Source organism: Levilactobacillus angrenensis, from assembly GCF_003946085.1.
In the GTDB taxonomy this organism is placed as follows: domain Bacteria; phylum Bacillota; class Bacilli; order Lactobacillales; family Lactobacillaceae; genus Levilactobacillus; species Levilactobacillus angrenensis.
The window spans coordinates 1-24,789 of record NZ_RHOB01000014.1; the positions used below are offsets into that span (position 1 = coordinate 1).

General features: G+C 50.5%; 23 protein-coding genes. 8 read left to right on the top strand and 15 right to left on the bottom strand.

The features are described from left to right. Window positions 1–173 precede the first annotated feature (173 nt). The 3 genes from EKM83_RS09065 to EKM83_RS09075 all read left to right on the top strand — a co-directional run bounded on the left by EKM83_RS09065 (window position 174) and on the right by EKM83_RS09075 (window position 1,362). Window positions 174–485, top strand: a complete 312-nt coding sequence (locus tag EKM83_RS09065; protein ID WP_125576650.1) for a helix-turn-helix domain-containing protein — start codon at window positions 174–176, stop codon at window positions 483–485. Window positions 486–845: 360 nt separating this feature from the next. Then, window positions 846–1,088: a type II toxin-antitoxin system RelB/DinJ family antitoxin gene (locus EKM83_RS09070; RefSeq protein WP_125576652.1), complete on the top strand. Its 243-nt coding sequence runs from the start codon at window positions 846–848 to the stop codon at window positions 1,086–1,088. Beyond that, entirely contained in the window at window positions 1,081–1,362 is a 282-nt protein-coding gene (locus tag EKM83_RS09075; RefSeq protein WP_125576654.1) for a type II toxin-antitoxin system YafQ family toxin, read from the top strand. Before EKM83_RS09070 ends, EKM83_RS09075 begins: the two co-directional genes overlap by 8 nt. Window positions 1,363–1,506: 144 nt before the next feature. On the opposite strand, the gene EKM83_RS09080 is transcribed toward EKM83_RS09075, so the two are convergent. The 3 genes from EKM83_RS09080 to EKM83_RS09090 are packed head-to-tail and all read right to left on the bottom strand — an operon-like array spanning window position 1,507 to window position 3,395. Then, window positions 1,507–2,349: a hypothetical protein gene (locus EKM83_RS09080; protein WP_125576656.1), complete on the bottom strand. Its 843-nt coding sequence runs from the start codon at window positions 2,347–2,349 to the stop codon at window positions 1,507–1,509. 31 nt (window positions 2,350–2,380) lie between these two features. Further along, the gene (locus EKM83_RS09085) at window positions 2,381–2,812 is read right to left on the bottom strand and encodes a hypothetical protein (RefSeq protein ID WP_125576658.1); all 432 of its coding nucleotides are present in this window, start codon (window positions 2,810–2,812) and stop codon (window positions 2,381–2,383) included. A gap of 13 nt (window positions 2,813–2,825) precedes the next feature. Then, a complete protein-coding gene (locus tag EKM83_RS09090) occupies window positions 2,826–3,395 on the bottom strand; it encodes a hypothetical protein (protein WP_125576660.1) in 570 nt (189 codons plus the stop codon). 177 nt (window positions 3,396–3,572) lie between these two features. Between EKM83_RS09090 and EKM83_RS09095 the strand changes: the two genes are divergently transcribed. After that, window positions 3,573–3,884: a helix-turn-helix domain-containing protein gene (locus tag EKM83_RS09095; RefSeq protein WP_125576662.1), complete on the top strand. Its 312-nt coding sequence runs from the start codon at window positions 3,573–3,575 to the stop codon at window positions 3,882–3,884. On the opposite strand, the gene EKM83_RS09100 is transcribed toward EKM83_RS09095, so the two are convergent. Then, window positions 3,879–4,106: a hypothetical protein gene (locus tag EKM83_RS09100; protein WP_125576664.1), complete on the bottom strand. Its 228-nt coding sequence runs from the start codon at window positions 4,104–4,106 to the stop codon at window positions 3,879–3,881. The genes EKM83_RS09095 and EKM83_RS09100 overlap by 6 nt on opposite strands. 374 nt (window positions 4,107–4,480) lie before the next feature. Between EKM83_RS09100 and EKM83_RS09105 the strand changes: the two genes are divergently transcribed. After that, complete coding sequence (locus EKM83_RS09105; protein WP_125576666.1) at window positions 4,481–5,392, top strand: metal ABC transporter solute-binding protein, Zn/Mn family; 912 nt, start codon at window positions 4,481–4,483, stop codon at window positions 5,390–5,392. Between the two features lie 333 nt (window positions 5,393–5,725). Here the strand turns inward: EKM83_RS09105 and EKM83_RS09110 are convergent, their stop codons facing one another. The 3 genes from EKM83_RS09110 to EKM83_RS09120 form a co-directional block, all read right to left on the bottom strand. Then, window positions 5,726–6,136 (bottom strand): hypothetical protein, encoded by a 411-nt coding sequence (locus EKM83_RS09110; RefSeq protein ID WP_125576668.1) that lies wholly within the window; start codon window positions 6,134–6,136, stop codon window positions 5,726–5,728. A gap of 535 nt (window positions 6,137–6,671) precedes the next feature. Continuing rightward, window positions 6,672–7,217: a hypothetical protein gene (locus tag EKM83_RS09115; protein WP_125576669.1), complete on the bottom strand. Its 546-nt coding sequence runs from the start codon at window positions 7,215–7,217 to the stop codon at window positions 6,672–6,674. 240 nt (window positions 7,218–7,457) lie between these two features. Next, a complete protein-coding gene (locus tag EKM83_RS09120) occupies window positions 7,458–7,994 on the bottom strand; it encodes a hypothetical protein (protein ID WP_125576671.1) in 537 nt (178 codons plus the stop codon). Window positions 7,995–8,441: 447 nt separating this feature from the next. On the opposite strand from EKM83_RS09120, the gene EKM83_RS13350 reads away from it, so the two are divergent. Then, window positions 8,442–8,771 (top strand): helix-turn-helix domain-containing protein, encoded by a 330-nt coding sequence (locus EKM83_RS13350; RefSeq protein WP_164505637.1) that lies wholly within the window; start codon window positions 8,442–8,444, stop codon window positions 8,769–8,771. 161 nt (window positions 8,772–8,932) lie between these two features. On the opposite strand, the gene guaA is transcribed toward EKM83_RS13350, so the two are convergent. From guaA to helD, 4 genes are all read right to left on the bottom strand, one after another. Continuing rightward, window positions 8,933–10,474: a glutamine-hydrolyzing GMP synthase gene (guaA, locus tag EKM83_RS09130; RefSeq protein WP_382337441.1), complete on the bottom strand. Its 1,542-nt coding sequence runs from the start codon at window positions 10,472–10,474 to the stop codon at window positions 8,933–8,935. 121 nt (window positions 10,475–10,595) lie between these two features. Next, window positions 10,596–11,186, bottom strand: a complete 591-nt coding sequence (locus tag EKM83_RS09135) for a hypothetical protein (RefSeq protein WP_125576676.1) — start codon at window positions 11,184–11,186, stop codon at window positions 10,596–10,598. Between the two features lie 11 nt (window positions 11,187–11,197). After that, entirely contained in the window at window positions 11,198–12,121 is a 924-nt protein-coding gene (gene coaA, locus EKM83_RS09140; RefSeq protein WP_125576678.1) for a type I pantothenate kinase, read from the bottom strand. A gap of 952 nt (window positions 12,122–13,073) precedes the next feature. Then, window positions 13,074–15,368 carry an RNA polymerase recycling motor HelD gene (gene helD / locus EKM83_RS09145; protein WP_125576679.1) on the bottom strand — a complete coding sequence of 765 codons (2,295 nt, stop codon included), beginning with the start codon at window positions 15,366–15,368 and terminating at the stop codon, window positions 13,074–13,076. A 579-nt stretch (window positions 15,369–15,947) separates the two neighbouring features. Here helD and EKM83_RS09150 point away from each other — a divergent pair. Beyond that, window positions 15,948–17,804, top strand: coding sequence for a cation:proton antiporter domain-containing protein (locus tag EKM83_RS09150; RefSeq protein WP_125576681.1), 1,857 nt, complete (start codon window positions 15,948–15,950; stop codon window positions 17,802–17,804). A gap of 78 nt (window positions 17,805–17,882) precedes the next feature. Next, the gene (locus EKM83_RS09155) at window positions 17,883–18,539 is read left to right on the top strand and encodes a histidine phosphatase family protein (RefSeq protein ID WP_125576683.1); all 657 of its coding nucleotides are present in this window, start codon (window positions 17,883–17,885) and stop codon (window positions 18,537–18,539) included. 736 nt (window positions 18,540–19,275) lie between these two features. Here the strand turns inward: EKM83_RS09155 and EKM83_RS09160 are convergent. The 4 genes from EKM83_RS09160 to EKM83_RS09175 are packed head-to-tail and all read right to left on the bottom strand — an operon-like array spanning window position 19,276 to window position 24,783. Beyond that, window positions 19,276–21,327, bottom strand: a complete 2,052-nt coding sequence (locus tag EKM83_RS09160) for an alpha-glucosidase (protein WP_125576685.1) — start codon at window positions 21,325–21,327, stop codon at window positions 19,276–19,278. Window positions 21,328–21,337: 10 nt separating this feature from the next. After that, window positions 21,338–22,663: a hypothetical protein gene (locus EKM83_RS09165; RefSeq protein WP_125576687.1), complete on the bottom strand. Its 1,326-nt coding sequence runs from the start codon at window positions 22,661–22,663 to the stop codon at window positions 21,338–21,340. A 3-nt stretch (window positions 22,664–22,666) separates the two neighbouring features. Beyond that, on the bottom strand, window positions 22,667–23,335 hold the full coding sequence (locus EKM83_RS09170; RefSeq protein WP_125576689.1) for a transaldolase family protein: 669 nt from the start codon (window positions 23,333–23,335) through the stop codon (window positions 22,667–22,669). A 17-nt stretch (window positions 23,336–23,352) separates the two neighbouring features. Next, entirely contained in the window at window positions 23,353–24,783 is a 1,431-nt protein-coding gene (locus EKM83_RS09175; RefSeq protein ID WP_125576692.1) for a glycoside-pentoside-hexuronide (GPH):cation symporter, read from the bottom strand. Window positions 24,784–24,789: the final 6 nt, after the last annotated feature.

Here is a 24,789-nt window from a genome sequence, read left to right on the forward strand (position 1 = left end):
AGTTTAATGTTTATAACGAGAAGTCTCTGAAGCGGATCCACCGAGGGTTCAAAGGACTCCAGGACACCTTGAAAGCATCATTTATTTAAGTTAGATACATATTATATGTACGAAGGCATTTCATTTACACAAGATTCTTGACGCTACCGCTATTCTGTAACGAGGGTGAACATATGAGCATTGACTTCTTCGGCGAACGGCTAAAAGCTGTCCGTAAATCAAAACGCCTGACACAGTTAGATTTATCCCAACGATTAGAAGTAAGTAAGGGCACAGTTTCTGCCTATGAACAGGGACTGTCCTACCCCTCGTTGGAGACATTCGTTAAAATTTGTGCAATCTTAGACACTTCTGCCGATTATTTACTGGGGGTCTCCGACAATCTCCCCTTCAAGATGGGCGGACTGACCGACTCACAAGTCGAAAGTATCTTACAATTTGTTTCGCTGATTGAACGGGCGAACGAGATTACCCATGAACAGTGATTATTCACCGAGACCCAAAAACACGACTACCTTTGATGGCGGTCGTGTTTTTTATTGTTATCCATGGTCTTCTTGTGGCTCAACACCACTGAACGTATAGGTATTCGCCTTTTCATTGGCAACCCCTTATACACCCGATGCTTGCAATTCCAAATATCCAGCCATTGATAGCTGCAGTGGTGTTGACCATCGCCGGAATTGCCGACACGACGGTTGTGACTCCCAGGACAGTTACCATGAACCTGTCTACGGCAATCAGTTCATTGAGCTTGCGCCGATATTTGCCTCCACAATTCTAGGATGGTAAATTTTCGCTTTTTATGGTACCATATGGTACCATAAAAAGCGGAGGTGTTAGCTATGACTAGCCAAGTGCATTTTAGAATGGACGATAAAGAAAAAAAGGAGTTTGAAATTGTCCTTAAACGTGTGGGTTTAACTCCTGGAGAAGCTTTTCGTATCTTTGCAAAAAAATCCATTGAAGCGGGAGGAATCCCGTTTGAAGTATCTCAACCCACTCCACGGTTGGAAAAAGCGATGAAGAGCCAAGATTACGTTGAATTTAATGATCCTGAGAAAGGATTGGACTGGTTAAATGACTGAATTTGTTTATAAACCTGCTTTTGAACGTCAATTTAAAAAGCACTATAAGACAATTTTAAAAGGCGGCCGTTATAAAAAAGAAGATTTTGAAGCTGTTTACCGTAAACTATTACGAGACGAACCGTTAGAACCGCATTATAACGATCACCCTTTGGTTAATCGAAAACCAGAGCGTGATTTACATATCAAGCCTGATTGGTTATTGGTCTACAAATATGACGGTGAATTCGTACGCTTTATTGACACTGGTTCACATTCAGATCTTTTTAACTAACAAAGCAGGGGCCATTTGCTATAAATGTTTCGCTGATTGCACGGGCTAACGAGATTACCCATGAACCGTGATTATTCACCGAAACCCCAAAACACGACTACCTTTGACGGCAGTCGTGTTTTTTGCTATCTATTTTCTTCTAAATCACTTCACATGCACCGACTTAGTAGCCGTCACCCGAGAAAAATGACCGTGTACATAGTGACCAACGGTGGCGCTCACTCGCTTGGCCTTAGGCGCGTAGATTTTCTTGCTGAACTTGTGTGCCTTCAGCTTGGCGTAACGTGTGCCCTTGTAGGTCTTGATCTTAGCGTAGTTGGCCTTCTTGCTGAGCTTGACTGTTCCCTTCACTTTCACGTACTTCTTCGAGGCCGTCTTCTTCGCGGCCAGCTTCGTGATTTTACTCTTCACTCGGGGAACTCCTGTCACCTTATGTGGCCGGATGTCGGCATTAAAATATTGCTCAAAGTAGTCGCCAAAATCACTAATGACCTCCGAGTCTACCTTGTTTTTACTGATTTGCTGATCAGCAGTATCCGGATATTCACTAAGCACATCTTGGTACATGGGTTCTAAGCGCCCTCTAAACTGATTGTAAAGCACCAGCATCGCGCGATAGTCTTTCTTAAATGCCGAGGTGACCTGTCCTTTCCGGCCCAGTTCACTCACAGCATGAGACGCCAGCGACTGCATGATCTGGGTGAAATACGCTGACATGGTCGCGCCATACGCGTTCACCGGCTTCTTCTCCATCCGCTTGAAGAATGCGCCATTAATCTGTCGCTTGACTGCCGGGCTGGCCTGCTTGACCGCCTTCTTAGCGGCCTTTTCGTCAGCCTTAAACGTTTGGTAGCTGATCGGTGCTTCCTCCAGGTTTTCGGCCTGGGCTGTGATAGTCAACGTGGGGATGGTCGTGGTGACGACCCCGCCGAGTAAGACGCTACTCAGTAGGATGGTCGTGGCTTTGCTGATCCAGTTAAATGACATACTTGTCTCCTCCTAAATAAAATGGTCTACGTTACTTGTTAATTCTGTGGTAATAAGCTTTGTGCGTGAAGGATTGAGTCTTCGATAGCTTTAAGCGGTGATGGCTGAACGTCTTGAGATAATAGTGCACGTGTTTGCCGGAACGGGTAACGCTCTTAACTTCATAGAGGTGCGCACTTAGCTTGCGTGCTGGCACCCGCCACTTTAGTAGAATCGGAATCTTCCGCGTAACTTTCTTGTTCGCGTGGTATGTACGGTATTCATCACTCATGAAATCTTGGGCAATGTCCAGTCGGTGCAAATGATTGTTGACCTTTTTGGTTCGATAAGCCCCTCTAATCTGCTTGGGCATCTTCTTTTGCCACTTGACTGCGGCATTAGCCGTCACTGGTGCGTTCAGAAAGCCGCCGCCCATCATGACTAAGGTGATGGCGATAACAATTGCGAAAAATCTTTTCTTCATAATCTAATTCCTCCTATAGTGATTGATCTTGCGAATCTGAATCAGCAATAAACGTGCCATCCTCACGATAATTAAACGTATAGCCCTCTGGTCCCAGAATCATCAAGTACCGGCCAACGCCCAAAATGACAAACCAAATGGCAAAGGTCCATAAAATAACGTGCCCGAAAATTTTGAACCCAATCTTCATGCCAGCCGCGTCACTCTTGATGGCGTTTTTGGTTTCGCCAAAAGATTGTTCGTGGCTTCGCATGTTCGCGTTAATCATGCGAACTGCCCGGAACTGGGCCTTGTGAAAATCAGCAGCCTGCATTTCCGCGACGTTGTCGAAGATCCCCTTGGCCTGCCGTCCGTGTTCCCACTCGCGGATGACCAGGAAACCGTTAGCCATGGGGTAAAAGATGGCCGCCTGAATGATGACCAGGTACCAGTAAAATGGCATTTGACCGCCCACAAACATTTGCTTGCTCAAGTAAGCAAAAGCTACAGCAGCAAAGATTGAAATGGCGTACCGGGTCACCCAGAAGCGGATATTCAAGCCAAAGTATAGTTGCTTAAAGATATCCAATATTTTTTGAATCATCAAAAATCCTCCTTATCATTTTTCACTTACGTCAATATAAGTGATGCTAATCTAAAGTATACCGCAGTCAGTGATTATTTTCCTTATTATTAATAAAATAGCATCTTTTAATCTCTGTCAAAGATAAGATTCCTCCATTATGGTTAGCTTTAAGACCACAATAGGAGATAGCCAACCATGCAAAATGTTATTAGTAAACTGGTCCATCAGAAACGACAAGCTTTGGACTTAACCATTGAACAACTAGCCGAACGAGCTGGCGTTTCCGTCAGTTTAATCTCACGAATCGAACGTGGTGAACTGACAAATATCAGCGTGAACAAGCTGCAGGCGATTGCCACTGCGCTGCATCTCACCCTCGGCGACTTTTTTGCCAATGACCCGCTGACCGGCGCGCACACTTTGGACCTCATCGCCTATCTCAAATCCCTACCAGAGGCGCAACGCGAGGTCATCGCCGAAAGTATCTTGAAGATTCTCAAGCTATAGCCGATACTTCTGAACGATCAGCTCAGCGACTTCACTGAGTGTCCGGTCCTGCGCATAGGCCTGATACTCAGCCACCAAGTCAATCGTCCGGGTCGGCAACTGGATCTCAAAAATCCGAAATCGGTGATAATCCAGCCGGTGGTCCGTCCCCCGGTCAATCAGAAACTTCAGATCCTGCAAGCACTGCAGGCGACTCAACAATGGATTATCCAACTTTTCCATGTGCTCATCACTCCCAAAAAAATAAGCTAGCCTCAACCAAATTGGTTAAAGCTAGCTTACCGCCGTTTTTAAATTAAAAAAAGACTTGTATTCAGGATGAAATTAATTTTGTATATTTAATTAAGTGGTGCATATAAATTAATTTTAACATGCCTGTCAAGTCCCCCACAGTTTGGATACCAGGACAGCTACTAGCCGGGAAAACTCGCTAGTAGCTGTCCTTTTGACTACAAACTGGCTTGGATGGCTTTTCATGTAGATTTGACTGGCGCTGACCATTATCAGTGAAAATTATCCTTGCCAAATGAAAATAACTTCTGTAATATCTAAATGGTAACCATTACTATTTAGATATTAGAGGAGAGAGAGTAAAGATGTCCCGTTTTAAACGATTTACATTAACCACCTTTGCCCTGGGCTTGTTATTACTAGGAGCCACGGCCTGTAGCCCTACCCAGCCGCAGACGACCACCAGCAAAACCAAGCCGATTCACGTGGTGGCCAGTCTGGATTTTTATGGCGAAGTCGCCCGCACTGTTCTCGGTGACCACGGTACTGTGACCACCATTATCAAGAGTTCGGGCATTGACCCCCACGATTTTGAACCCACCCCCAAAGATGCTACTGCGGTTGCCCGCGCCAACGTGGTTCTCGGTAATGGTCTGGGGTATGACGCGTGGCTTTCCAAGCTCGTCAAGAGTCATCACCATCAGGCGCAGTTGATTCGCGTGGGTGAGGACGTCATGGATAAAAAGCTGGGAGCCAACGAACATATTTGGTACGACCCAGAAACGATGGCGCGGACGGCGACTTATCTTGCTCGGCAATTTGGTAAACGTGCCCCCCGCTATCGGGCAACCTATCAACGCAACGCCGCGGCCTATATCCGCCGCCTCGCACCGCTGCAGGCGCAAATCAAATCCTTAAAGCAACACAGTCAGCAGCAACGCGTGGACGTCAGCGAACCCGTCTTTGACTACGCCCTCACGGCGCTCGGTTACCGACGCAACAATCAGCAGTTCGCCCTGGCCATTGAGAATGGCACCGACCCTGCGCCCACGGCTGTTAAACGTCTTCAGGCTGATCTCCGCCACCGACGGATTGCCTTTCTAGTCAACAACCAGCAGACCAGCAATAAGACTGTTCAGGCGATGGTCCACCTCGCCAAGCAGGAACAAGTCCCCGTTCTAAACGTGACTGAGACCCTACCACAAGGTAAAACCTACCTGACCTGGATGCAGGGACAGTACCGTCAGCTGGCTACCATTCAACGGCAAGCTAAATAACTCATCTGCGTAGCAAGCAACCTGCACGAAAATAATCACAGCTTTATAAAAAAGGTAGGTTTCTCTGCAACCACAGAAAAAACCTACCCTTTTTATCGCTATAACGTTAATTGATCATCAACAAAAAAAGAATTGCAATCGCAACCCTTCTATGACTCATCTCCACAAGCGTGGGGCAAGTAACATTAATATAACCTATTACAGTTATAGTATAGGGTCATCCCCACATACGTGGGGCAGATACTCAAGTCAAAAGTGTATATTATCATATTTTATAAGTAATATCAAGCCTAGACATTATTCTTCTGCCACACTTAATGCACTTGATCTTACTTACAAACATAACCCGGAAAGTAACTCGGTTTGACCAATAACCTCGTACGGGTTATTGCGTTCAAAAACTTCTTGTGGAGTCCCTTGGGCGTTGATTTGTAAAATAATTAGGTCATTGGTCACCGTTACGGACTGAAACGCATTCGTATCAGCCGGTTGGCCATAACGATTAGGTTTCCATGTTGGATATAAGGTGTATGGCCCAATTTCAATCATCGTTAACGGAAAGTCGGTCAACTGCTTGATGAGCTCAGTCGTGCTTAATTGATGCAACGGGTCACGACTCGTCAAACCATGACGCTGCATTTGTAAAGTAAAATCTTGAGTTCGGGGGTCAACCGCCGTTAAGGCTAGCTGACCGGTGATGGTCAATGCGGTATCACCATCATCCCATAAACGACATTTATTCATAACTAACAGTCCAATCTATAGGTTTGGCTATCAGGTGTCACACACTTGTGGCACTGACGACTGAATAACGTAATCGACTGAATAATCGATTACATGAGTGAAATGGGGTGTGGGGCGATTAGCCCCAATTTAGCGATTTGCGTAGGCAAATCGCGGGCCTAAAATGACTCTCCCAGAAAATGGTCGGTTTTAGGTAGACCCCCATTACTAGCTATTGTAGCGGGTGAAATGGAAAAGAACAAGGTGGTTGGATTAGGTTCGTTGAATGGTGAGCTGGTCACTGAAATGAGTAGGTTGCCATTCGTCTAAGTATAATTATCATTTTTTTGATTAATAGACATGACGTAACTGTTTAATTAAATTGGTCGGCTGAAACATAGGTAAATAGGGGTGTGGGGACGAACTTTGTCCCCAATATGTAGCGATTGGCGTAAGCCAATCGCGAGTCCTCACTAAAAGAACGATAACTCTTTAATGAGGTGATGAGACATGAAATATAAGTCAGAAGTAGTTGTTTACTTTGACTTATAAGATGTTATTTGAAAAATGCCTTATTGGTTTCCAGAAATGGTGCAGGGTTACCAAGGGCATCAGTAGCACCACCATCGACTCGATTTCGATAATTCGTGCGACCAGCTTTATTTAACGTTCGATACCATGTGTCAAAATCCGCATCAGTATGCTTAGTGGCTTTATACGTTTTAACCGGCTTCATGTCCGTTAATTTTACCCAGCCACCCTTATGCTTCTTCTTGGTAATCGGCGTCATGTAATAATAGACCATCCAGTTACCCTTGTGTTTGATTTGCGTAATACTGGTGCGAACCCACTTGTTCTTCTTATAATTCTTTAAATAATGGTTAGTTTTGAGCTTAATATTCGTCGCCTTGCCGGTCATCTTATAGGTTTTGCCCTTGGCATTCTTGACCCGATACTTGGCATGGTTCCAAGTCTTCGTCTTATAAATCCGGCTATACCCAGTCTTTTTAGCTGCAGAAGCTTCCACAACTGGTGCAACCGTACCCCCAATCATTGTTAAGGCCATCATCGCGGCCACAAGCATTCGATTCATTTTCATCATTTTAAAGACTCCCTATCTTTTGACCCGGGTTACATTTTCCTACCCGTGGTCTTAATTTTTTCTTTTACATGAATTAAAAGGGGCTTGGGGATGGGCTTTATCCCCAAGCGGGCCATAACGCAAGGCGTTTGGCCATTTGGTGGAGATGGGGTATGGGGGTTTACCCCCAATGGGCGGCCGCGTTAACGGCCGCCTCCCCGTCACTAGGAACTGTCCCAAAGTAACATTGTCACTCACCTCTTAACGCTTTAAGCGCCGATGCCCAAAGTCTAACCATACAACACGAAAACTTGGAACGCTCGCCATGGTATTATAGCGTAATGTCACAATGTCACCGACATTGACATCAACGGCATGCGCATATGCGGCGGGAATTTCATACTTCTTAAAAGGCGAAACTTTGATTAACGGTTCACCCGTTACGGTCGTATCCGCATACAATTTGTAATTACGCAATTTAACGGGTACTTCAATATCGCGATACTTACTTGGCCGTGGATTTTCGGGCCGATTGTGTGAGAGGATAATTGGATTGTTGGGTTCTGTCATATCATAACGGACTTCATCTTCATGGGTTAAATGATTTTCTCGAACTTGATGTTCAGTTAAGGTCACCCGGCGCTCGGGTCCTGTGACGGTGCCTTTGGCCGCCCCGGTCTGCATGACTTGTTGACCAATTAACTCACCACTTACTGTACAAACACCAGCGTTGAAATAATCTTGTCGATAATTAGGGCCACAATGTATTAATAAATGCGGCCCAAGCAGCCTGATCATTTACGCCTTTTATAAGTTTCAGTGCCATTACCGTATTTCCGGCGGCATTAGACAACCCAACACCTGGGTCATCTACGTCTACCCCTTTTACTTGTCTCACACGTGCTCTAAGACGCGCTTTGGTAGTTCCAAGGAGCTGGGCAAGCGTACTATGAGTTTAGTCCTTCCGTTCGATACATATGTATATATACCGCAAGTACATCACCCATCATCGGCCAAACGAAATTGTCATTAGTCTTCGTTTTACTATTAATGACATTCATCACTAATCCCCTCCTTTATTCAAGACTACTTCTAAATCATAATTTAATTGAGGTAATAGTTCAATTAGATTTTACCATATTAGGCTTATTAGTCAGCTTTAATATAAATAATAGGACCAAAAGTACTGTTTCCTTCTTTCCCGATAAATTAACCTTGGTATGTATAGGTAAAGGAGGTACTACATTGGCTTCAGATATAGGACATCAGGTTGCTTCTCGAATTCTTCAGCTGCGGCAGGCTCAAAAAATGACACAAGAACAATTAGCAGAATGCGCAAATATCGATGCTTCCGTAATCTCACGAATTGAGCGAGAATCAAGGACAAATATTCGTCTCGATACATTGAATAAAATTGTTGAAGCTTTAGGTACTAATTACGAAGCAATGTTTTCTTTTACCAATAGTGACTGCGTAAGAGAAAGAATTCAAAGCAAACTTGATCTCATTAAAGACGATGATACGTTAAGTACAATTGAAAAGCTTATCGACCTTTTAACAGCCTCAAAAAAATAGTTCTAACGTCTCACCAAAAAACACGATTACCAATTAAGGTAGTCGTGTTTTTTGGTGGGGATTTTGGTGGGGAACCATGTAAATCCCCACCAACTTAAGTCCTTTTATAACAACCAAAACGCTGTTAAATCAGCATTACGGCTTCAAGTTTTCTATCTGTATTATTCCCATTCAATAGTCGAAGGCGGCTTACTCGTCACATCATAGAGGATGCGGTTCACGTGATCCACTTCGTTTACGATCCGCACGGAGATCTCTTGTAAGACGTCCCACGGAATGCGGGCGAAGTCGGCGGTCATGCCGTCGATGGAGGTTACGGCGCGGATACCCACGGCGTAGTCGTAGGTCCGGCCGTCACCCATGACACCGACACTCTTGATGTTTGGTAAGACCGTGAAGTATTGCCAAATGTCGCGGTCGAGGCCGGCCTTTTTGATTTCTTCTCGCAGAATCAAATCACTATCGCGAACAATTTGTAACTTTTCTGGGGTGATTTCGCCTAAGACCCGAATCCCTAAACCAGGGCCGGGGAACGGTTGACGCCAAACCAAGTCGCTGGGCATCCCCAGCTTTTCACCCAGTTCACGCGCTTCATCCTTGAACAGGGACCGTAATGGTTCGATCAATTGGAAGTGCATGTCTTCGGGCAAGCCCCCGACGTTATGGTGAGACTTGATGGTTTGTGCCGTATCAGTCCCACTTTCGATGACGTCGGTGTACAGGGTCCCTTGGGCCAAGAAGTCGATACCATCGAGCTTTTGGGCCTCGTCGTTAAAGACTTGGATGAACTCGTTACCGATGATCTTTCGTTTCTTTTCAGGTTCGGTGACGCCGGCCAGCTTACTTAAGAACCGGTCCTGCGCGTCGACCTTGACGATGTTCAAGCCGAACTTGCCTTCCAGGCTATCCATGACTTGTTTGGCCTCACCTTTACGCAACAGACCGTGATCAACGAAGATGCTGGTCAGCTGCGTCCCGATGGCCTTGTGCAAGAGCACGCCCACCACGGAGGAGTCGACCCCACCGGACAAGCCGAGGAGCACACGTTTGTCACCGACCATCTCGCGGATGTGGGCAATTTGCAAGTCAATGAAGTCGTCCATTGACCAGTTGGCATCTGCGTGGCAGACGTCAAAGGCAAAGTGCTTCAAAATGTCGTTACCATATTCCGTGTTGCGGACTTCCGCGTGCAATTGAATGCCGTAGAAGTTCCGGTCAACGTCTTGCATGGCCGAAATCGGACAGTTTTCACTCGTTGCCACGCGTTCAAAGCCATCTGGCACTTGGGTGACCAAGTCGCCGTGGCTCATCCACACCGTTTGTTGCTTCGGGGTGCCCGCAAAGAGCTTGGCATCATCGCTTAACACGGTGATTTCTGCCCGTCCGTACTCCCGGTTGTCGGCGGCTTCAACTTTCCCGCCGTCCAGGTCGTAGGCCATCAGTTGCATGCCGTAGCAGATACCTAAGATTGGAATCCCTAACTTGTAGATCTCAGGGTCAACGTTAAAGGCCGAGCTATCGTACACACTGTTTGGTCCCCCGGAGAAGATAATCCCCTTGGGGCCCCAAGCCTTGATTTCGGCGGCACTCATGGTGTGCGCCTTTAATTCAGAGTAAACGCCCATGTCACGAATCCGGCGCGTAATCAATTGATTGTATTGACTTCCGAAGTCCAAGACGATGATTTTATCGAATTTGGACATATCAACGTTTGCCAAGCCATTCACCCTTCCTTTTCTTTTCAACATTGGTTATATCATACAGATTTCTGCCACGCTGGTCAATGCCAATCGGGCTAAATCGCACCAGAATCAGTTTACCCAGTTAGTCAATTACGGGCGTCAGCTTTAACCGCAAATGGTAATAGGTCTGGCGATCTAGTCGGCGGCGCGCCGTGGCCACGAAGCCAAATTCCGCGGCCAACTTAGCCAGCGCGCTACCGGGGCGCACGTCCATGGCAATGACGGGAGCGCCATTCAACCGGGCCCGGTGAATCGCATCGCCTAGCAACCACTCGTCGAACCATTTCTGCTGGTAGGTCTTGCCCTTGGAGCGGTTGCGGACAGTGAGCAAGTCCAGATACCACTCGTCGGGTAACGCCCGCGGGGTCACGACGTCTTGTTGGGGCGGCGTGAGTTGTTGGCGGTCAAACAGATTGGCCCACCGATTGTCCAGCGTCCGTTCGACGGCGGCCGGGTAGCCATACGCCACCCCCACCGCGACGCCCTGGTTTTGGTAAACGCGAGCCTGCGGATAACCGTAGCGAAAAGCCGGTTGATGGTAGCCGACGAATAACATTTGTGATAATTGTTCCTTACTGACGCGGCGTAACCGGCGCAACTGCCGGCGTTCCAGTTCATGGAGCACCAACAGCGCCACGGCATCCGCATCGACACGCGTCGCATCCCGGAGCACCGTCTCACCCCCTAGTATTTCCGCAGCAGCAACCGGTCGATACGGTGATGGAACGTCTTGTGCAAAATCATATCCGCTCGGTTGCGCGTTGGCAAAATGTATTCTTCCAAATTTTTTAAGTCGATGTCACGCCAGACTTGCTTGCCTTTAGCAATGGCCTCCTCGTGACTAACGATGGTATACGGATAATAGTAGTTGGTCGGGTCTTGAAAGGCCGTTTCTAGCAATAACTCGAAGCGTTCCAAAAACCAGCTTTCAATCAGCGTCGGGTCAGCGTCAACGTACAACGAGAAGTCCGTGAAATCACTGACATAAATTTGTTCATTGGTCGGCAATTGCAGGGTATTGATGCCTTCCACGATCAAGACATCCGGGTGCACGATGTACTCAAACTGGTCAGGCACGATATCGTAGACCTTGTGCGAGTACACGGGGGCCTTAATCAGCTCCTGACCGGCCTTGACGTCGTTTAAAAACTGAATCAGGGCCGACATGTCATAACTCTCCGGGAAGCCCTTACGCGCCATGAGATTGCGTTTCTTCAGTTCCTCATTGCTGTACAGGAAACCATCGGTCGTAATCAGCTGGATGCGTTTGCCCTCAAAATAGTGATTCAACAGCACTTCCAGCAGGCGAGCGACGGTACTCTTGCCGACGGCCACACTCCCGGCAATGCCGATGATAAAGGGCACCCGCCGCGGTCGTTGTTGTAGGAAACTGGCCTTGTCGCGCTGCAGCTGACGATAGTGGTCGAATTCTAAGTGTAATAAATGCACCAGCGGAATGTACACGTCTTGAACATCTTGCAGGGAAATGCGGTCGTTGAATGCCTTGATCTGCCGCAAACTCTCCTGGGTCAACGGCAACGTGGCATCGTCGGAAAAAGCCCGCCATTGCGCCCGGGTAAATGCATTGTAATTGATGGGATCACTCATGGAGACACCTCTACTTTGATTTTAAATATCACGCTCGTTGTGAGCCATCTCCCGGGCCGGAATCAGCACGGCACCGGGGAAACGTCAACCAGTTGTGGTCCACAACGCTTGACACAATTAAGTCCTATTATACCGCAGATAAGGCCACGACCAAATAAGTTTTCAGCTGGGGCGTGGTGGTGTGCTGGCCGCCTACCGTTCGTCAACTATGGGACTGATGACGTAAAAATTAGTCGTTTATAGCATCCTAGTGAGGACTGGCCGCCTGCCGTCCACCAACTATGGGTTGGAACGCGGTGGGCGGACCGGACCGAGTCTGAGAAACGGTCTCGGCCTCGCTTTGAGCCGAAAACCGCGTCTCAAAGACGCCAGTTTGCTAAGCGGTGAGAATCGCACCGCTAAGTAAACTCCCACGGCTGAACCCATATTTGGCGGACTCTCGGCTTCAAGTGTGTATGCTAGTAACGATTGGTTTAGCCCCAGCCAGCAGTTGATTTAGCAACTAGTCTTGAACTAACACAATATTGCTGATAATCGTCACTCCTCGCCGGAGGCAGCCAGGGTGGAGCCAGCTGTGACAACGGTGTTGGCTGAGGTTTTGTCTCAGCCTACAGCGTGGGACGACTTGGGAGACTGGCGGGTTTTGCCAGGCTTCAAAGCGAACCGGAAGCCCGTTCCTCAGGCTGGAGGTGTTCCCCATAGCAGGCGGAATCCTGGCTGACGCAGGCCCTGGTTTCACTAGTTCTGGTGGACAAAACGCTGTCGCTCCGGGAGTCAAGACATTAATTCAACTTTCAACCTTTAGTAGTTACACAAAAGGAGTAGCCCAGTCACTAGCAATCGTGACCATAAGCTACTCCTTGAAAATGATTATTTTTTGTCGCTTAGCGTGCCAACTCATCTCTAGCGAACGGCAAAGCGGCCAGCCGCCACAATGTTACAGGCACCTGGTTTAAACCATCTCATACTCATTTTCCGGTACGTCATTCAACAGTGGTGACAGCTCGCCCACGCCAATCACGCTCAGGCGATGCATTGCCCGGGAACAAATGGTGTAGAGCAACTGCCGTTCGTCTTCGGCGTGGTACCGGCTGGCTGAAGCGTGCCAGACGATGACACCGTCGAATTCCAAGCCCTTGGCTAAGAAAGACGGAACCACAATGGTGCCCGGGGCCAGGCGTTGGTTTTCGGATTGAATCAGCGTGACTGCGACCCCGGCTGCCTTCAAGCGTTGCGTCAAGTCGCGACAATCGGCCAAGTCCTTGCCGATGATGGCCGTCGTTTCGTCCTCTTCTTCGTTTTGCTTGATTTGGGCGATCACCTTTTGCAGCGCCGCCTCTTCGTTTTCCGCGACTGCCATGGTGGGCAATTCACCCTCACGCGCAAAGGCCGTGACCGCTTCCCCGTTTTTCAAGATGTGCTTGGTGAAGTCGGTGACCTGTTGCGTAGAACGGTACGACTGCGTTAACTGAACGACCCGCGTTTTGTCGGGATCGAACATGGTGCTCAATTCCTGCAAGAGCGTGCGGCTATTTTCCTTGGTGAAAATGGCCTGGTTCAGATCCCCTAGCATGGTGAACCGCGCCCGTGGGAAGCTGAACTTCAAGAAGGCCAATTGAAAGGCGTTGTAGTCTTGAATTTCATCCATGAAGACGTAACGCATGTCGCGTTCGCCGGACTTACCGGTCATCTTATCGTACAAATACAGGTACGGCGTGGTGTCGACCAGCTGCATGTGGTGATCGCGTAATTTGGCCACGGATTCTTCCACACTGGCGTTCCAATCGGCCACCGTGATGTGGTAATCGCTCAGGTCAATGCGGTTGGGCATGTCGCGCAACATGTGAACGTATTGGTTATTAATGCTCAAGAACCGTGCCCGCACGATGGCCTTACGAATGGGTTCAAAGGCCTTCATGACAATCTTACGCGACAAGAATTGCGTTTCCTTTTCGGACGAATCGAACTCCCGCGGGTCATCCCCGTAGAGCGAATCCAGCTCTTCTTTACTCAGGTCCTGAATAGCGTCTTCCACCCAGCGCGTCTTCATTTCACTACTGATGCGGCGGTTCAAAATACGAATCAGCGCTTCCTTAGTGGCCTGCAGGCGGTTCCCCAGGTGGTAGTTGCGGTTGAAACTGTAATAGATTTCTTGAATTTTTTCTTTCGTGATGAAGATGTCGCCTTGGAACTTGATGTTTCGGAAGACCATGTCGTTACCTTCCAAATGGTCCGCGTAAGCCGTGACGGCGTCGAAAAAGGCTAGACTCCCCTTCATCTGGTTGATTCTCTTTTGGGCGGGAGTGTTGGTTTCGCCAAAGCGCTGGGCCAACGTTTCCACCTCAATCTTCGGCAGACGACGGCCAGCGTATTGGTAGTAGGTCATTTGGACCATGTTGTGCTCACCCAATTCTGGGAGCACCTGGTCGATGTAGTCGTTAAATAATTGGTTGGGCGAGAAAAGCATGACTTGCCCGGCGTTCAAATGCCCCCGGTACCGGTACAGCAGAAACGCGACTCGTTGTAAAATAGCCGCCGTCTTCCCGGATCCCGCGGCCCCCTGCACGAACAAGAGGTCCGAGGCGGTGTCTCTGATGATTTGGTTTTGTTCCTTTTGAATCGTGGTGACGATGCTCTTCATTTTAGTATCCGAATGCTCGCTCAAAGCGGATAGCAGCATTTGGTCAGTCACGGTCTGGTCGGTATCGTAGAGGGTCACAATCGTCCCGTCTTCGATTTGAAATTGTCGTTTTAATTTCACATCCACCGTCTGTTCGCCATCGGGTGTCTGGTAGCTGACATTGCCCAGCTCACCATCGTAGTAAATGCTGGAGATGGGCGCCCGCCAGTCATAGATGAGGAAATGGTCGGGTGAATCGGAAAATGACCCCAGCCCGATGTAAATGGTCTCGACCTTGGCCTTGGGGCCTTCTTGAAAATCGATGCGGGCAAAATAAGCCTTCTTCTCCAGGCGCTGCAACGTACTCAGTTCCGTGGTAGCGTGTTGCCAACTGTTCTGCCGTTCGGCCAACAGCTGTTGTTGCTGCCGCACGGACAGGGCGGTTTCCAGCAAGCCTTCGTAACTATCCGTCTTGATGCGCAAATCGTTGACGAAGTTCTTGCGGATTCCGGCTTCGTCACTTTCGGCAACGTCGATCCGTTCCTTAGCTTCCTTTTCGGCGGTCTTGATCTTTGCGACCACCGCGTCTAAATGTTCTTGCTCGTGGGCCTTGATTGAATCTGGCAAGCCAATCCCTCCTCAAATAACTGGGCAAACTACCCTGCTGCGAATTATCTTTCTTGTGCTAAAACACGATTGTTCGCACCGGCCTCCTTGCCGTTCGCGCGCACCAGTTGCCTGCGGCTGCCAGGGGTTCCGCCTGCTATGGGGGACACCTCCAGCCTGAGAAACGGGCTTCCGGTTCGCTTGAAAGCCTGGCAAAGACCGCCAGTCTCTCAAGTCGCCCCACGCTGTAGGCTGAGACAAAACCTCAGCCAACACCGTCGACACAGCTGGCTCCACCCCTGGCCTCCTCCGGCACGATTGTGCATAACCATAACGCTAGTCAAAACACTGTTAGCTGTCACTAACTGCGGTCAGATGACAACGTTGCCAATCGTCCAGTTTGATAGAGTTGCTAAACACCACTATCAGAGCCAATGACAACCAAGTCGTGACAGTGGCAGTAACCCGTTTTAGCACAATAATTCGACTTACCATTCTACACTCATTCAGGCTATAAATAAAGTAAAGTGCCCGTCGTTAAATCACTTATTTACCAGCATCTTTGCTATAATGGAGGGGACTTTTTGCGGGGGTGATTCTATGGATCAATTTTCCTTATTAATTATTTTAACTGCCGCCCTGGTGACGCCGCTGGTGATGGCCAAATTCAAGCTGACCGTCCTGCCGACCGCCGTGGTGGAGATTCTCGTGGGGATTCTGTTGGGGCCGAGTGTGCTCAACATCGTTCACACCAATTCAACGCTATCCTTACTGTCGAACACCGGGGTGATTTTCCTGCTGTTCCTAAGTGGGATGGAAATCGACTTCAGCCTGTTCAATCGGCGTCAAAAACCACAGACGCCACTAGCCGCCAAGGTGGCGGGCAGTGCACCGAAGTATTCACCTGTCTTTTTGGCGGTCACCAGCTACATCGCTATCATGGTCACATCGCTGTTACTGGGCTTTATTTGCCAGTGGACCGGGCTGTTCAAGGATCCATGGTTAGCGGCCATCATCTTCATGACCATTTCGCTGGGCATCGTGATCGCCACGCTCAAGGAAAAGGAGCTGTTGAGTAAGCCCTTTGGCCAGACCATCTTGCTAATTGCGGCGCTAGGTGAAATCGTACCGCTGTTTTCCCTGACCGTCTACGCCTCGATTTTTGGCAACAACAGTCAGTCCTTATGGCTCCTATTACTGGTCTTCCTAGCGGCCGGCGTCTTATTCCGGCGGTTCAAACCGTTCTTTACCTTCTTTGAAAGCATCAACAAGTCCACCACCCAGCTGGACATTCGACTGGCCTTCTTCTTGATTTTCAGTCTGGTGGTCATCGCCGAGTCCGTGGGCGCCGAAGGGATTCTGGGAGCCTTCGTGGCCGGCATCGTGATGAAATTACTGCAACCACATGAAGACACCATGGTCCGCTTAGATGGGATTGGCTACGGCTTTTTCATCCCCATCTTCTTCATGATGAGTGGCGCCGAGCTGAACCTGCGCACCTTGCTGGCGGATTCGGCGACCCTGCTGCTGATTCCCGCCTTCTTCGTGGCCTACCTGCTGGCTAAGGCGGCCGTTTACTTCGTGTTACGTCTACGTTTCAAACGGGGCAACGCCTTTGCCGGGACTGCGATTTCCGCCGCCACCATCACTATGGTCTTGGCCGTTTTGCAAGTCGCCAAATCAATGAAGGTCGTCACCAGTCAACAGTCTGGTGCCTTCTTGTTGGCGGCCATCCTGACCTGTGTGTTGGGACCATTATTATTTAACACCGGCTACTCCGCCGAGGCCGAAGACTTGAAGAAGTCAACGGTCCACTTCATCGGTACCAATTTGCTCACGGTGCCCGTCGCCCAACAGCTAGCCGATAGCTGGTACGACATCACCATGTACACCGACAAGCCCGCTAATTTTAAAACGTACAACTCTGAGGTCAACGCCAAATTGCTGGATTCTTTGGACACGGACGCCGTCGAGGCCCAAGACGCCTTTGATGCTGACATCGTCGTCCTGGGGCATTTCAACGCTACCAAAAATTACGAGCTGGCCAAGGCGGCCAAGGCCTACGGTGTCAAACGCGTCATCGTGCGCTTCGAGGACCGTAACGTATTGGACGCCCGAGAAGACGAGCTGACCGACCTGGGCATCGAGGTCTATAACACGCCCAACGTCAACATTGCCATGCTCCGAAGCCTGATTGAAGCCCCAACCACGCTGCGCTTGTTGACCGCCTCCACCTCGGCCGTCTACGAAGTTGCCCTGCGTAACCGGCGCTACACCGACCAGGAAATTCACAGCCTGCCATTCGTCCAAGACATCACCATCAGCCAAATTTTCCGTGAAGGCCACTTTGTGCGGCCAACCGGGAGTACGACCTTAAAATTCAATGACCGCATCATTTTCACCAGTAGCCCCGAAACTGCTCGTGAAATTCGGCGCGAACTAGGCATTCTGAATTAGAACTGTTACACTGGTGAAGACCGTTTAAACGAGCAAGAACCGGACTGATTTCCGGTACCCAGCAAAGGAGAGAGAGAAATGGCAACAGTTGAACTTTATTTGGTGCGTCACGGCCAAACGTATTTAAACAAGTACCACCGTATTCAAGGTTGGTCCGACTCCCCACTGACCGCTAAGGGAATCGCCGATGCCAAACGTGCCGGCGAGCGGTTAGCGAACATCAAGTTTGCGGCAGCCTACGCCAGTGATACGACTCGGGCCCAAAACACGGCCAAAAACATCTTAGCCGCCAACCAGGCCCCCGTCGCACTGACTACGGAACCCGCCTTCCGCGAAGAAAACTTCGGTTATTTCGAAGGCCTCGATACCGGGCTGACCTGGCACACGCTGGGCACGCCGGTAGGTCTGGATTCCTTCAACGCCATGATTGCCAAATTGACGATTGAAAAGACCAAGGACATGTTCCACGCCCAGGACCCCTTCGGTGACGCGGAAGACAACGCTGCCTTCTGGGACCGGGTCCAACCGGGACTGGATCACGCCATTGCGGCGGCCAGTGACGGTGACCGCTTGTTGATTGCCACGCACAGTACGACTATCCGCAGCATCGTGTCCAAGTATTCAGACATCGACGTCTCCGTGCCGGTCGACAACGGTAGCATCACCAAGCTCACCGTGACTGATGGCCAATACAAAGTTAATTATTACAACAACACAACGGGTAAGGTGAAATAGCCTGACCGTTGCGTAAAACGAGATTGGGACTGGGTCCTGGTCTCGTTTTTTGTTCGTTCACTAAAGATAGAAATCACCTAGCACCAGGCACCTTATGACGTCAAGACTAGTCGTTTACCGCCTCGCCGCGTGAACTGGCCGCCTACCGTCCGCCAACTATGGGTTGGAACGCGGTGGGCGGAATCTCTGGCTGACGCAGGCGCCTGATTCCACTAATTTTAGCGGATAGATCATCGTTGTTCTGAGATTCAACACGTCAATTTTACTTTTAGTATTTTTAGTTACTCACAATTACTAACGAAATCCAAGGTCAATCTGTAACCCCTGCAACGAAAACTTTCATGAAATTCTTAGCTTTCTCAAGTTCCCAGTGATTACAATTATTTTTGTTAAGCCTTCCGTTTAGTCTGGCGCCCAAAATGTGCTATATTAAGGGCATAGCAAAAGCCGGTGCTGTAACACCGGCCTTGCAAGCCGCTTTGTGAGCGGAGACAGTTACGACAGATGAGTCGCCCGACTATCAGAGTAGATGGGGCGGCTTTTTAATTACCGACGATCGTCGTGATGACGATCGATTAAAATCATCAATGTGGCAAATGCCAGCATCCAAGACAGCATGTCAAACACACTCACGAACTGTGAAACCTTTCCTTAGATTTTTCGACAGTCCCCACGCGCAAAAGCACCTACCCCAATCATCGGGTAGGTGCTTTTAGTCGTTCATTTTTAATTGAATTCAGTCCTGAAACCCCGCAAACAAGTTCGCAAAGGTACTGTCGGCGCGGTAGAACACTGGTGGCATCCCCACCGGTGCTGCGACCGTGACCGTTTGTTGGCCGTCGAAGCGCTCGCCGCTCCACAGATGGCACCATTCACCACCCGGCAAGTAAAGCTCACGCGTCGTTTGGTTCGGCGCCAAGACAGGCGCTACCAGCAAGTCACTGCCGAGCGTGTAGCTGGTCTGATTCTCCCAGGTTTGCGCGTCTTCTTCATCGCTGAGCACCAGCGGCCGCATCACCGGCAAGCCGGTGGCAGTATTTTCCTGCATGACTGCTCGCAGATATGGCGCTAACTGGTGATGGACGCGGGTCAACCGGGCCACTTGGCGTATGGTTGCCGTGTCATCATAGTACTGGAAGTTTTCATCCGGCCGATTGCCTTCGTGAGTCCGCATGACGGGCGTAAACGCGCCGAGTTCCAACCAGCGCAGCCACAGCTCCTTGGTCCGGTCGTTGCCAAACAAGCTGGTGTAACCCCCAATATCTGGGTGATTCAACCCGTTACCGGTCAAGCCGGACGTCAACATTCCCGTCAACGCGGATGGTAAGCCGTCGTCAGGGGTCCAGTCAACGCTTTGGTCACCAGCCCACAGTAGCGGCGCATAGCCTTGCGTGCCGGCCCCACCCGCGCGGAAGAACGGGACGACCTCGCCCAATTTGCCCGTGTGCTCGAGGGCATCGCGGTTGAGCTTGGCCCAAAGCACCGGCCACTGGTTGTGCGCCAGCATGGGGTCGGCCTTGCCGTAAAGTTGGACGTCTGTCGGCAAGTATTCACCGAAGTCGGCCATCCACCCACTCATGTCAAAGTCGATCAGGCGTTGTTCCACAATGCCTTGATACCAACTGTAAGCTGCCGGATTCAAGAGGTCCACGACCCCACAGTTGAATTCACCGAAGTCGACCAGATAGACGCTACCATCGGCCTGAGTGGCCAAGTAACCAGCGTCGCGGGCCGTTTCAAACAACGGACCATCGTCGACGACGTAAGGATTGATGTAGCCCAGGAAACGAATGCCCTGTTGACGCCAGTCCTTGATCAGCTGATCCAAGCCGGGATAAAAGTCCTGGTCCCAGTGCCAATCCCAATGCAGGCGTTTGCCAAAGCTGGTGATCAGCGGGCCTTCCCAGTCCTGTAGCCATACGCCGGCCACGTTGATGCCCGCGCGTTGGGCCGCAGCGACGCGTTCCCGGACTACCGCCGTACCGCCCTGTAAACCCAGCACGATGCCGTCGCCCAACCATTCGGGCAAGACGGGTTGCGTGCCGAACCAGTCCTTGGTCAGCCGAACTAAACCAGCCAACGTCGGTGCTGAAGCCAGCCAAACGGCCGTCGGAATCGCCCAGTCACTGAGCTCCGTGTAGCGCTGATCCGTGAAGTCCAGCACTGCGTAAGCCGTCGTATCCAAATGCACTAGCTGATGCCGGCTCGTCAGGTACGTGGCCTGCGGGTAATTGGACGTGTAATAGTCCCCGCCCCCGCCATTGTTGCGGTCGGCGGCTTGGGTGATGGCCGTTTGCTTATTCCGGCCGATACCGGGTTCGGAAGTCCAAATCGGGAACTTCCGCCCCGCCAAGTTGAGGTAGCTCATTTGCTCGCCCCCACCATAGAACCGGTCGCTCGGTTCGGCCACTAACCGCAACCAAAAACGATTGAGGTTAGCCGCTAAGGGGGTAAATTGCAAGCGCCAGCTCCGGTTCACGTAGCGCAACGTCACCCGTAAGTAACTGGGACTAGCGCTCGCCGGGGCCAATTCTAATGTCGCCGAATTGGGGGTACTGGCAATTTTTTTCACGTAGGGTAAGCCAATCCGCTCCACTTGGGTATCGCGGAGTTGGAAGTTCCCCTGATTCATTTTGACTTGGCTCTGCCCTTCCCCGACCGCAATCGCCGGGTGCTGGGGCGTACTGTGCAGGCTGGCATCGGGCTGATGGGCCCACCGTAAGGACCAATCCGCTGTCTCCGCCGCATCGCGCACGCTCAGGTGATCACCGTCTAAACAGATTTGCATACCGAACCTCCTAGTATTGGGTCACTGGTAACCGCAGCCATTGCCCCAACCATTTGATGGCCGTGGTGTAATCGCCGTAGACCAGCGCAAAATGCGATTCGGCACCGCTTTGCGCCAGGTCGTTGACCAATTCGGTGATTGGTAAGTCGACTTGGACCTTGCCAGAAAAGCCGTTGTACTGGTTTTCAACCGGCAGAGCCTTGCCGTGAATGCTGATCAAATGGTAACCGTCAGTGTCGTAGTGGACCCGCAACAACGTGACTTCGCCGGGCTTCAAGGAGCCGTCGACACTCACGCCGATCTTGCGGTTCGGGTGAACGCCCGCCGTGGCTGGGTAATCCGGATTAGCCAGGTCATACGGCCCGTAATCATGCCAAATGGTCAGGCTGTTGTCGGCCTCATCCAAGCGGCACAGGTCGCCTAAGAAGACTGGCTGTTGATGGCCGTTCAAGGCTTGCAGGGCGTACATGGAAACGGCCCCGTGGATATCGCCTTCCTCGGCCACTGGTGTCTTTTGGTTGGTCAGTTGTGAGAAGACGCCACCCGGTGCACTGTCGAATTTTTCAAAGAAGTCTGGCCAGCACCGTGAGGCAAATGCGCCCAGCCCATCGGCCGCCACGTGGTCTTGCATGACCGTGACGTATTGCGCCATCTTAATCGCCCGCGGATCGGCAGGATCCAGGTCTTTCAAATGGTCTTGCGCGTAAGTCAATTGGTCCTGATAAGCGGCTGGCTTTAATTGGGCCGCCGTCTTAAAGGCTTGATCAATGCTGTAGTGCTTCAAAGAGACCCCGAGTTGGTCCCGCAGTTCTTGCGGATTGGTCCCAGAGAAATTGAAACCAGGTGGGAACGTCCCTACGACCCCGACCGTCAAGTGTTGCAGGTCTTGATAGGCGTCGACTGAGCTGATAAATTGCCGGATTGCCTTGGCCCCGGCTTCCTCGTCCACGCCACCAATGAATTGTTGGTAGACTTGGCCGTGCATGTGCAGGTAGTTGGCTGTACTCAACAGTCCCGTCATGGCGTTTAAATGCAGCCAGCCGTGAACACTAGGTTCCTTTTCAATCAATAAGAAAATCGGGACTGAGTAGCGCTTGACCAATTCCGTCACGAACTCTTGGCCGGTAAAGGTCAGTTGTTGGAAAATGATGGCCGTCGGTTCCTCTGCCAGATTTTCGATGAAGTCCAGCAGTTCATCTGGTTCGCCTAAAGGCGCTTCGGGGGCCACGATGTCGGGCGCAATCAGTTGGAGCGTGGCCAGCGTGGTTTCAAAGCGTTTCTGCGCCAGTTCGGCGTCAAACTTCCGCCGAACGACGGGAATATAGACTAAACTCATGGCCTACGCCTCCTTTGGGGTATTGTCCCAGGCGTCTTGGAATCGTTTCAACCCGAGATCGGTGTAAGGGTGGTAGAAGCTATCACGGTAAACGTCTAAGCCAGCCGTCACGATGTCTGCCCCGGCCTTGGCCGCTTCGACGATCTGATGACCACTGCGGACGGCGGCCACGATGATTTCCGTTTGGTAACCGTAGTTGCGGTAGATCTGCGCAATGTCCTTGACGTAGCCCATGCCGTCTTCACCGTTGAGTTCTTTCCAGTTGACGAATGGTGAAGCGTACTTGGCACCGATTTTGGCTGGCATGATGGCTTGCGCGGCAGAGAAAATCAGCGTCACGTTGGTCCGGATGCCCTCTTGTTCCAAGTGGCGAGCGGCGATGATGCCGTTTTCCGTAGCGGGAATCTTGATGGCAAAATTGTCTGAGAACTGGTGAATCTTTTCCGCCATGGCAATCATGTCGGCTGATTCCGTCAAATGCGGATTGATTTCAATTGAGATGGGGAAATCTGGCTTGTCGGCCGCAAAGTCCGCCAAGTTTTGCACGGCGACCATGAAGGGTTGACCGCTAGCTTGAATGTGCTTGGGATTCGTGGTGACCCCGTCGATCCCGTAATTTTCATAAGCATAGGTAATTTCATCCATTTTGGCACTATCTAAAAAATATTTCATCGTTCAATGACATCCTTTCAGTTTTCCACAGAAGTAGCTTCAACCACGGCATCCTTGTCGCGGCGCTTGAGCAATTGCACCAAGACCTCATGGTAACGCTTTTCAGTCAGCGGGTAGAGGTAGTGCATGATGATCACCGTCATGATAGCCATGGCAGCTGAGTAGAAGAACATCAGCCCCCGAATTCCCATCAAGGCCGTGGCGGTCTGTTGTTGGTTCGGCACGTAGCCGACCCAGGTCAAAATAATCCCGGGAATGAAGCCGGCAATGGCCTGTGATAATTTCCGGAAATAGGTAAAGGCCGAATAGACCATCCCTTCGGAACGAATCCCACTTTGCCACTCGCCGTATTCCACACAGTCGGAAACCAACGCCCAGTTCAAGGCACTGGTGAACCCGTTCCCTAAGTAAGCGATACTGGTGAAGATGACCAGCAGCAAGGTGTTGCTGGCAAAGAAGAAGCCAAGAATATCGGCAGTGGCCCAGATGACACAGCCCATCGAATAAACGGTCTTCTTGTCAAAACGCTTGGTCAGCAGCGGCACCAAAGCGACGGCGACAAAGACCATCCCGATACTAAAAAAGCCCAGGTAAGAAACCGCCGTGTTGTCCTTCAAAATGTATTCACAGTAGTACACCTGCACGGCCAGCTTGAGGTTAAAGGCCGAGAAGGTAAAGAGGTTCACGATACACAACGTGACCAGCGGCCGGTTCTTCAGTAAGGCCTTGAAACTCTTCTTCAAGTCTTCTTTGGTGGCCTTAGGCTTCGGCGCTTCCTTGTAGACTTCCTTGATGTTGAAATAAGAAATCCACTGACAAGCGACCCCGACCACGGCAAAGCCAATAACCGCGACCGTGTAGCCTTCATGGTCGGTCGGCAAGAGGTTCACGATAGGCATGAACCCAATCGTCGCCAGCATCAGCCCCAGGTTGGAGCCGGCTTGCCGGAACGAAGCCAGTTCGGAACGTTCCTGACTATTCCGCGTCATCGTGGGAATCATGGACCCAAACGGCACGTTAGAAATCGAGTAGACGGTCCCGAAGATCATGTAGGAGATGTACGCCCAGATCATTTTCCCCGTGACCGAGAAGTCAGGCACGGAGAAGTTAGCAATCAGCAGTAAGGCCAGTGGAATCGCGGCCCAGAGAATAAAGGGGCGGTACTTCCCGCGCGACCCAATATTTTGCCGGTTGTCGATCCAGGTCCCCACGCTCATGTCCATGAACGCGTCCCAAACCTTGGCAACCAAGAAGACGGTCCCAGCTAACGCAGCCGGTAGCTGCAAGACGTCAGTGAAGTATTTCAATAAGTACAGTTGGCCCATGTCAAACAGGAAGTTGTTCCCAACATCCCCGATGGCATAGCCAATCTTGTTACGAAGCGTCGTGGTCCGGGGAGCGACCTCTTCGGTAAACGTTTCCGTGGTACTTGCGGCGTTGTCACTCATACAACC

What these genes read in the sequence shown, in the direction of transcription:
- EKM83_RS09065 (WP_125576650.1), top strand. Translation starts at nt 174, where the DNA reads ATGAGCATTGACTTCTTCGGCGAACGGCTAAAAGCTGTCCGTAAATCA.
- EKM83_RS09070 (WP_125576652.1), top strand. Translation starts at nt 846, where the DNA reads ATGACTAGCCAAGTGCATTTTAGAATGGACGATAAAGAAAAAAAGGAG.
- EKM83_RS09075 (WP_125576654.1), top strand. Translation starts at nt 1,081, where the DNA reads ATGACTGAATTTGTTTATAAACCTGCTTTTGAACGTCAATTTAAAAAG.
- EKM83_RS09080 (WP_125576656.1), bottom strand. Translation starts at nt 2,349, where the DNA reads ATGTCATTTAACTGGATCAGCAAAGCCACGACCATCCTACTGAGTAGC.
- EKM83_RS09085 (WP_125576658.1), bottom strand. Translation starts at nt 2,812, where the DNA reads ATGAAGAAAAGATTTTTCGCAATTGTTATCGCCATCACCTTAGTCATG.
- EKM83_RS09090 (WP_125576660.1), bottom strand. Translation starts at nt 3,395, where the DNA reads ATGATTCAAAAAATATTGGATATCTTTAAGCAACTATACTTTGGCTTG.
- EKM83_RS09095 (WP_125576662.1), top strand. Translation starts at nt 3,573, where the DNA reads ATGCAAAATGTTATTAGTAAACTGGTCCATCAGAAACGACAAGCTTTG.
- EKM83_RS09100 (WP_125576664.1), bottom strand. Translation starts at nt 4,106, where the DNA reads ATGGAAAAGTTGGATAATCCATTGTTGAGTCGCCTGCAGTGCTTGCAG.
- EKM83_RS09105 (WP_125576666.1), top strand. Translation starts at nt 4,481, where the DNA reads ATGTCCCGTTTTAAACGATTTACATTAACCACCTTTGCCCTGGGCTTG.
- EKM83_RS09110 (WP_125576668.1), bottom strand. Translation starts at nt 6,136, where the DNA reads ATGAATAAATGTCGTTTATGGGATGATGGTGATACCGCATTGACCATC.
- EKM83_RS09115 (WP_125576669.1), bottom strand. Translation starts at nt 7,217, where the DNA reads ATGATGAAAATGAATCGAATGCTTGTGGCCGCGATGATGGCCTTAACA.
- EKM83_RS09120 (WP_125576671.1), bottom strand. Translation starts at nt 7,994, where the DNA reads ATGATCAGGCTGCTTGGGCCGCATTTATTAATACATTGTGGCCCTAAT.
- guaA (WP_382337441.1), bottom strand. Translation starts at nt 10,474, where the DNA reads ATGTCCAAATTCGATAAAATCATCGTCTTGGACTTCGGAAGTCAATAC.
- coaA (WP_125576678.1), bottom strand. Translation starts at nt 12,121, where the DNA reads ATGAGTGATCCCATCAATTACAATGCATTTACCCGGGCGCAATGGCGG.
- EKM83_RS09150 (WP_125576681.1), top strand. Translation starts at nt 15,948, where the DNA reads ATGGATCAATTTTCCTTATTAATTATTTTAACTGCCGCCCTGGTGACG.
- EKM83_RS09155 (WP_125576683.1), top strand. Translation starts at nt 17,883, where the DNA reads ATGGCAACAGTTGAACTTTATTTGGTGCGTCACGGCCAAACGTATTTA.
- EKM83_RS09160 (WP_125576685.1), bottom strand. Translation starts at nt 21,327, where the DNA reads ATGCAAATCTGTTTAGACGGTGATCACCTGAGCGTGCGCGATGCGGCG.
- EKM83_RS09165 (WP_125576687.1), bottom strand. Translation starts at nt 22,663, where the DNA reads ATGAGTTTAGTCTATATTCCCGTCGTTCGGCGGAAGTTTGACGCCGAA.
- EKM83_RS09170 (WP_125576689.1), bottom strand. Translation starts at nt 23,335, where the DNA reads ATGAAATATTTTTTAGATAGTGCCAAAATGGATGAAATTACCTATGCT.
- EKM83_RS09175 (WP_125576692.1), bottom strand. Translation starts at nt 24,783, where the DNA reads ATGAGTGACAACGCCGCAAGTACCACGGAAACGTTTACCGAAGAGGTC.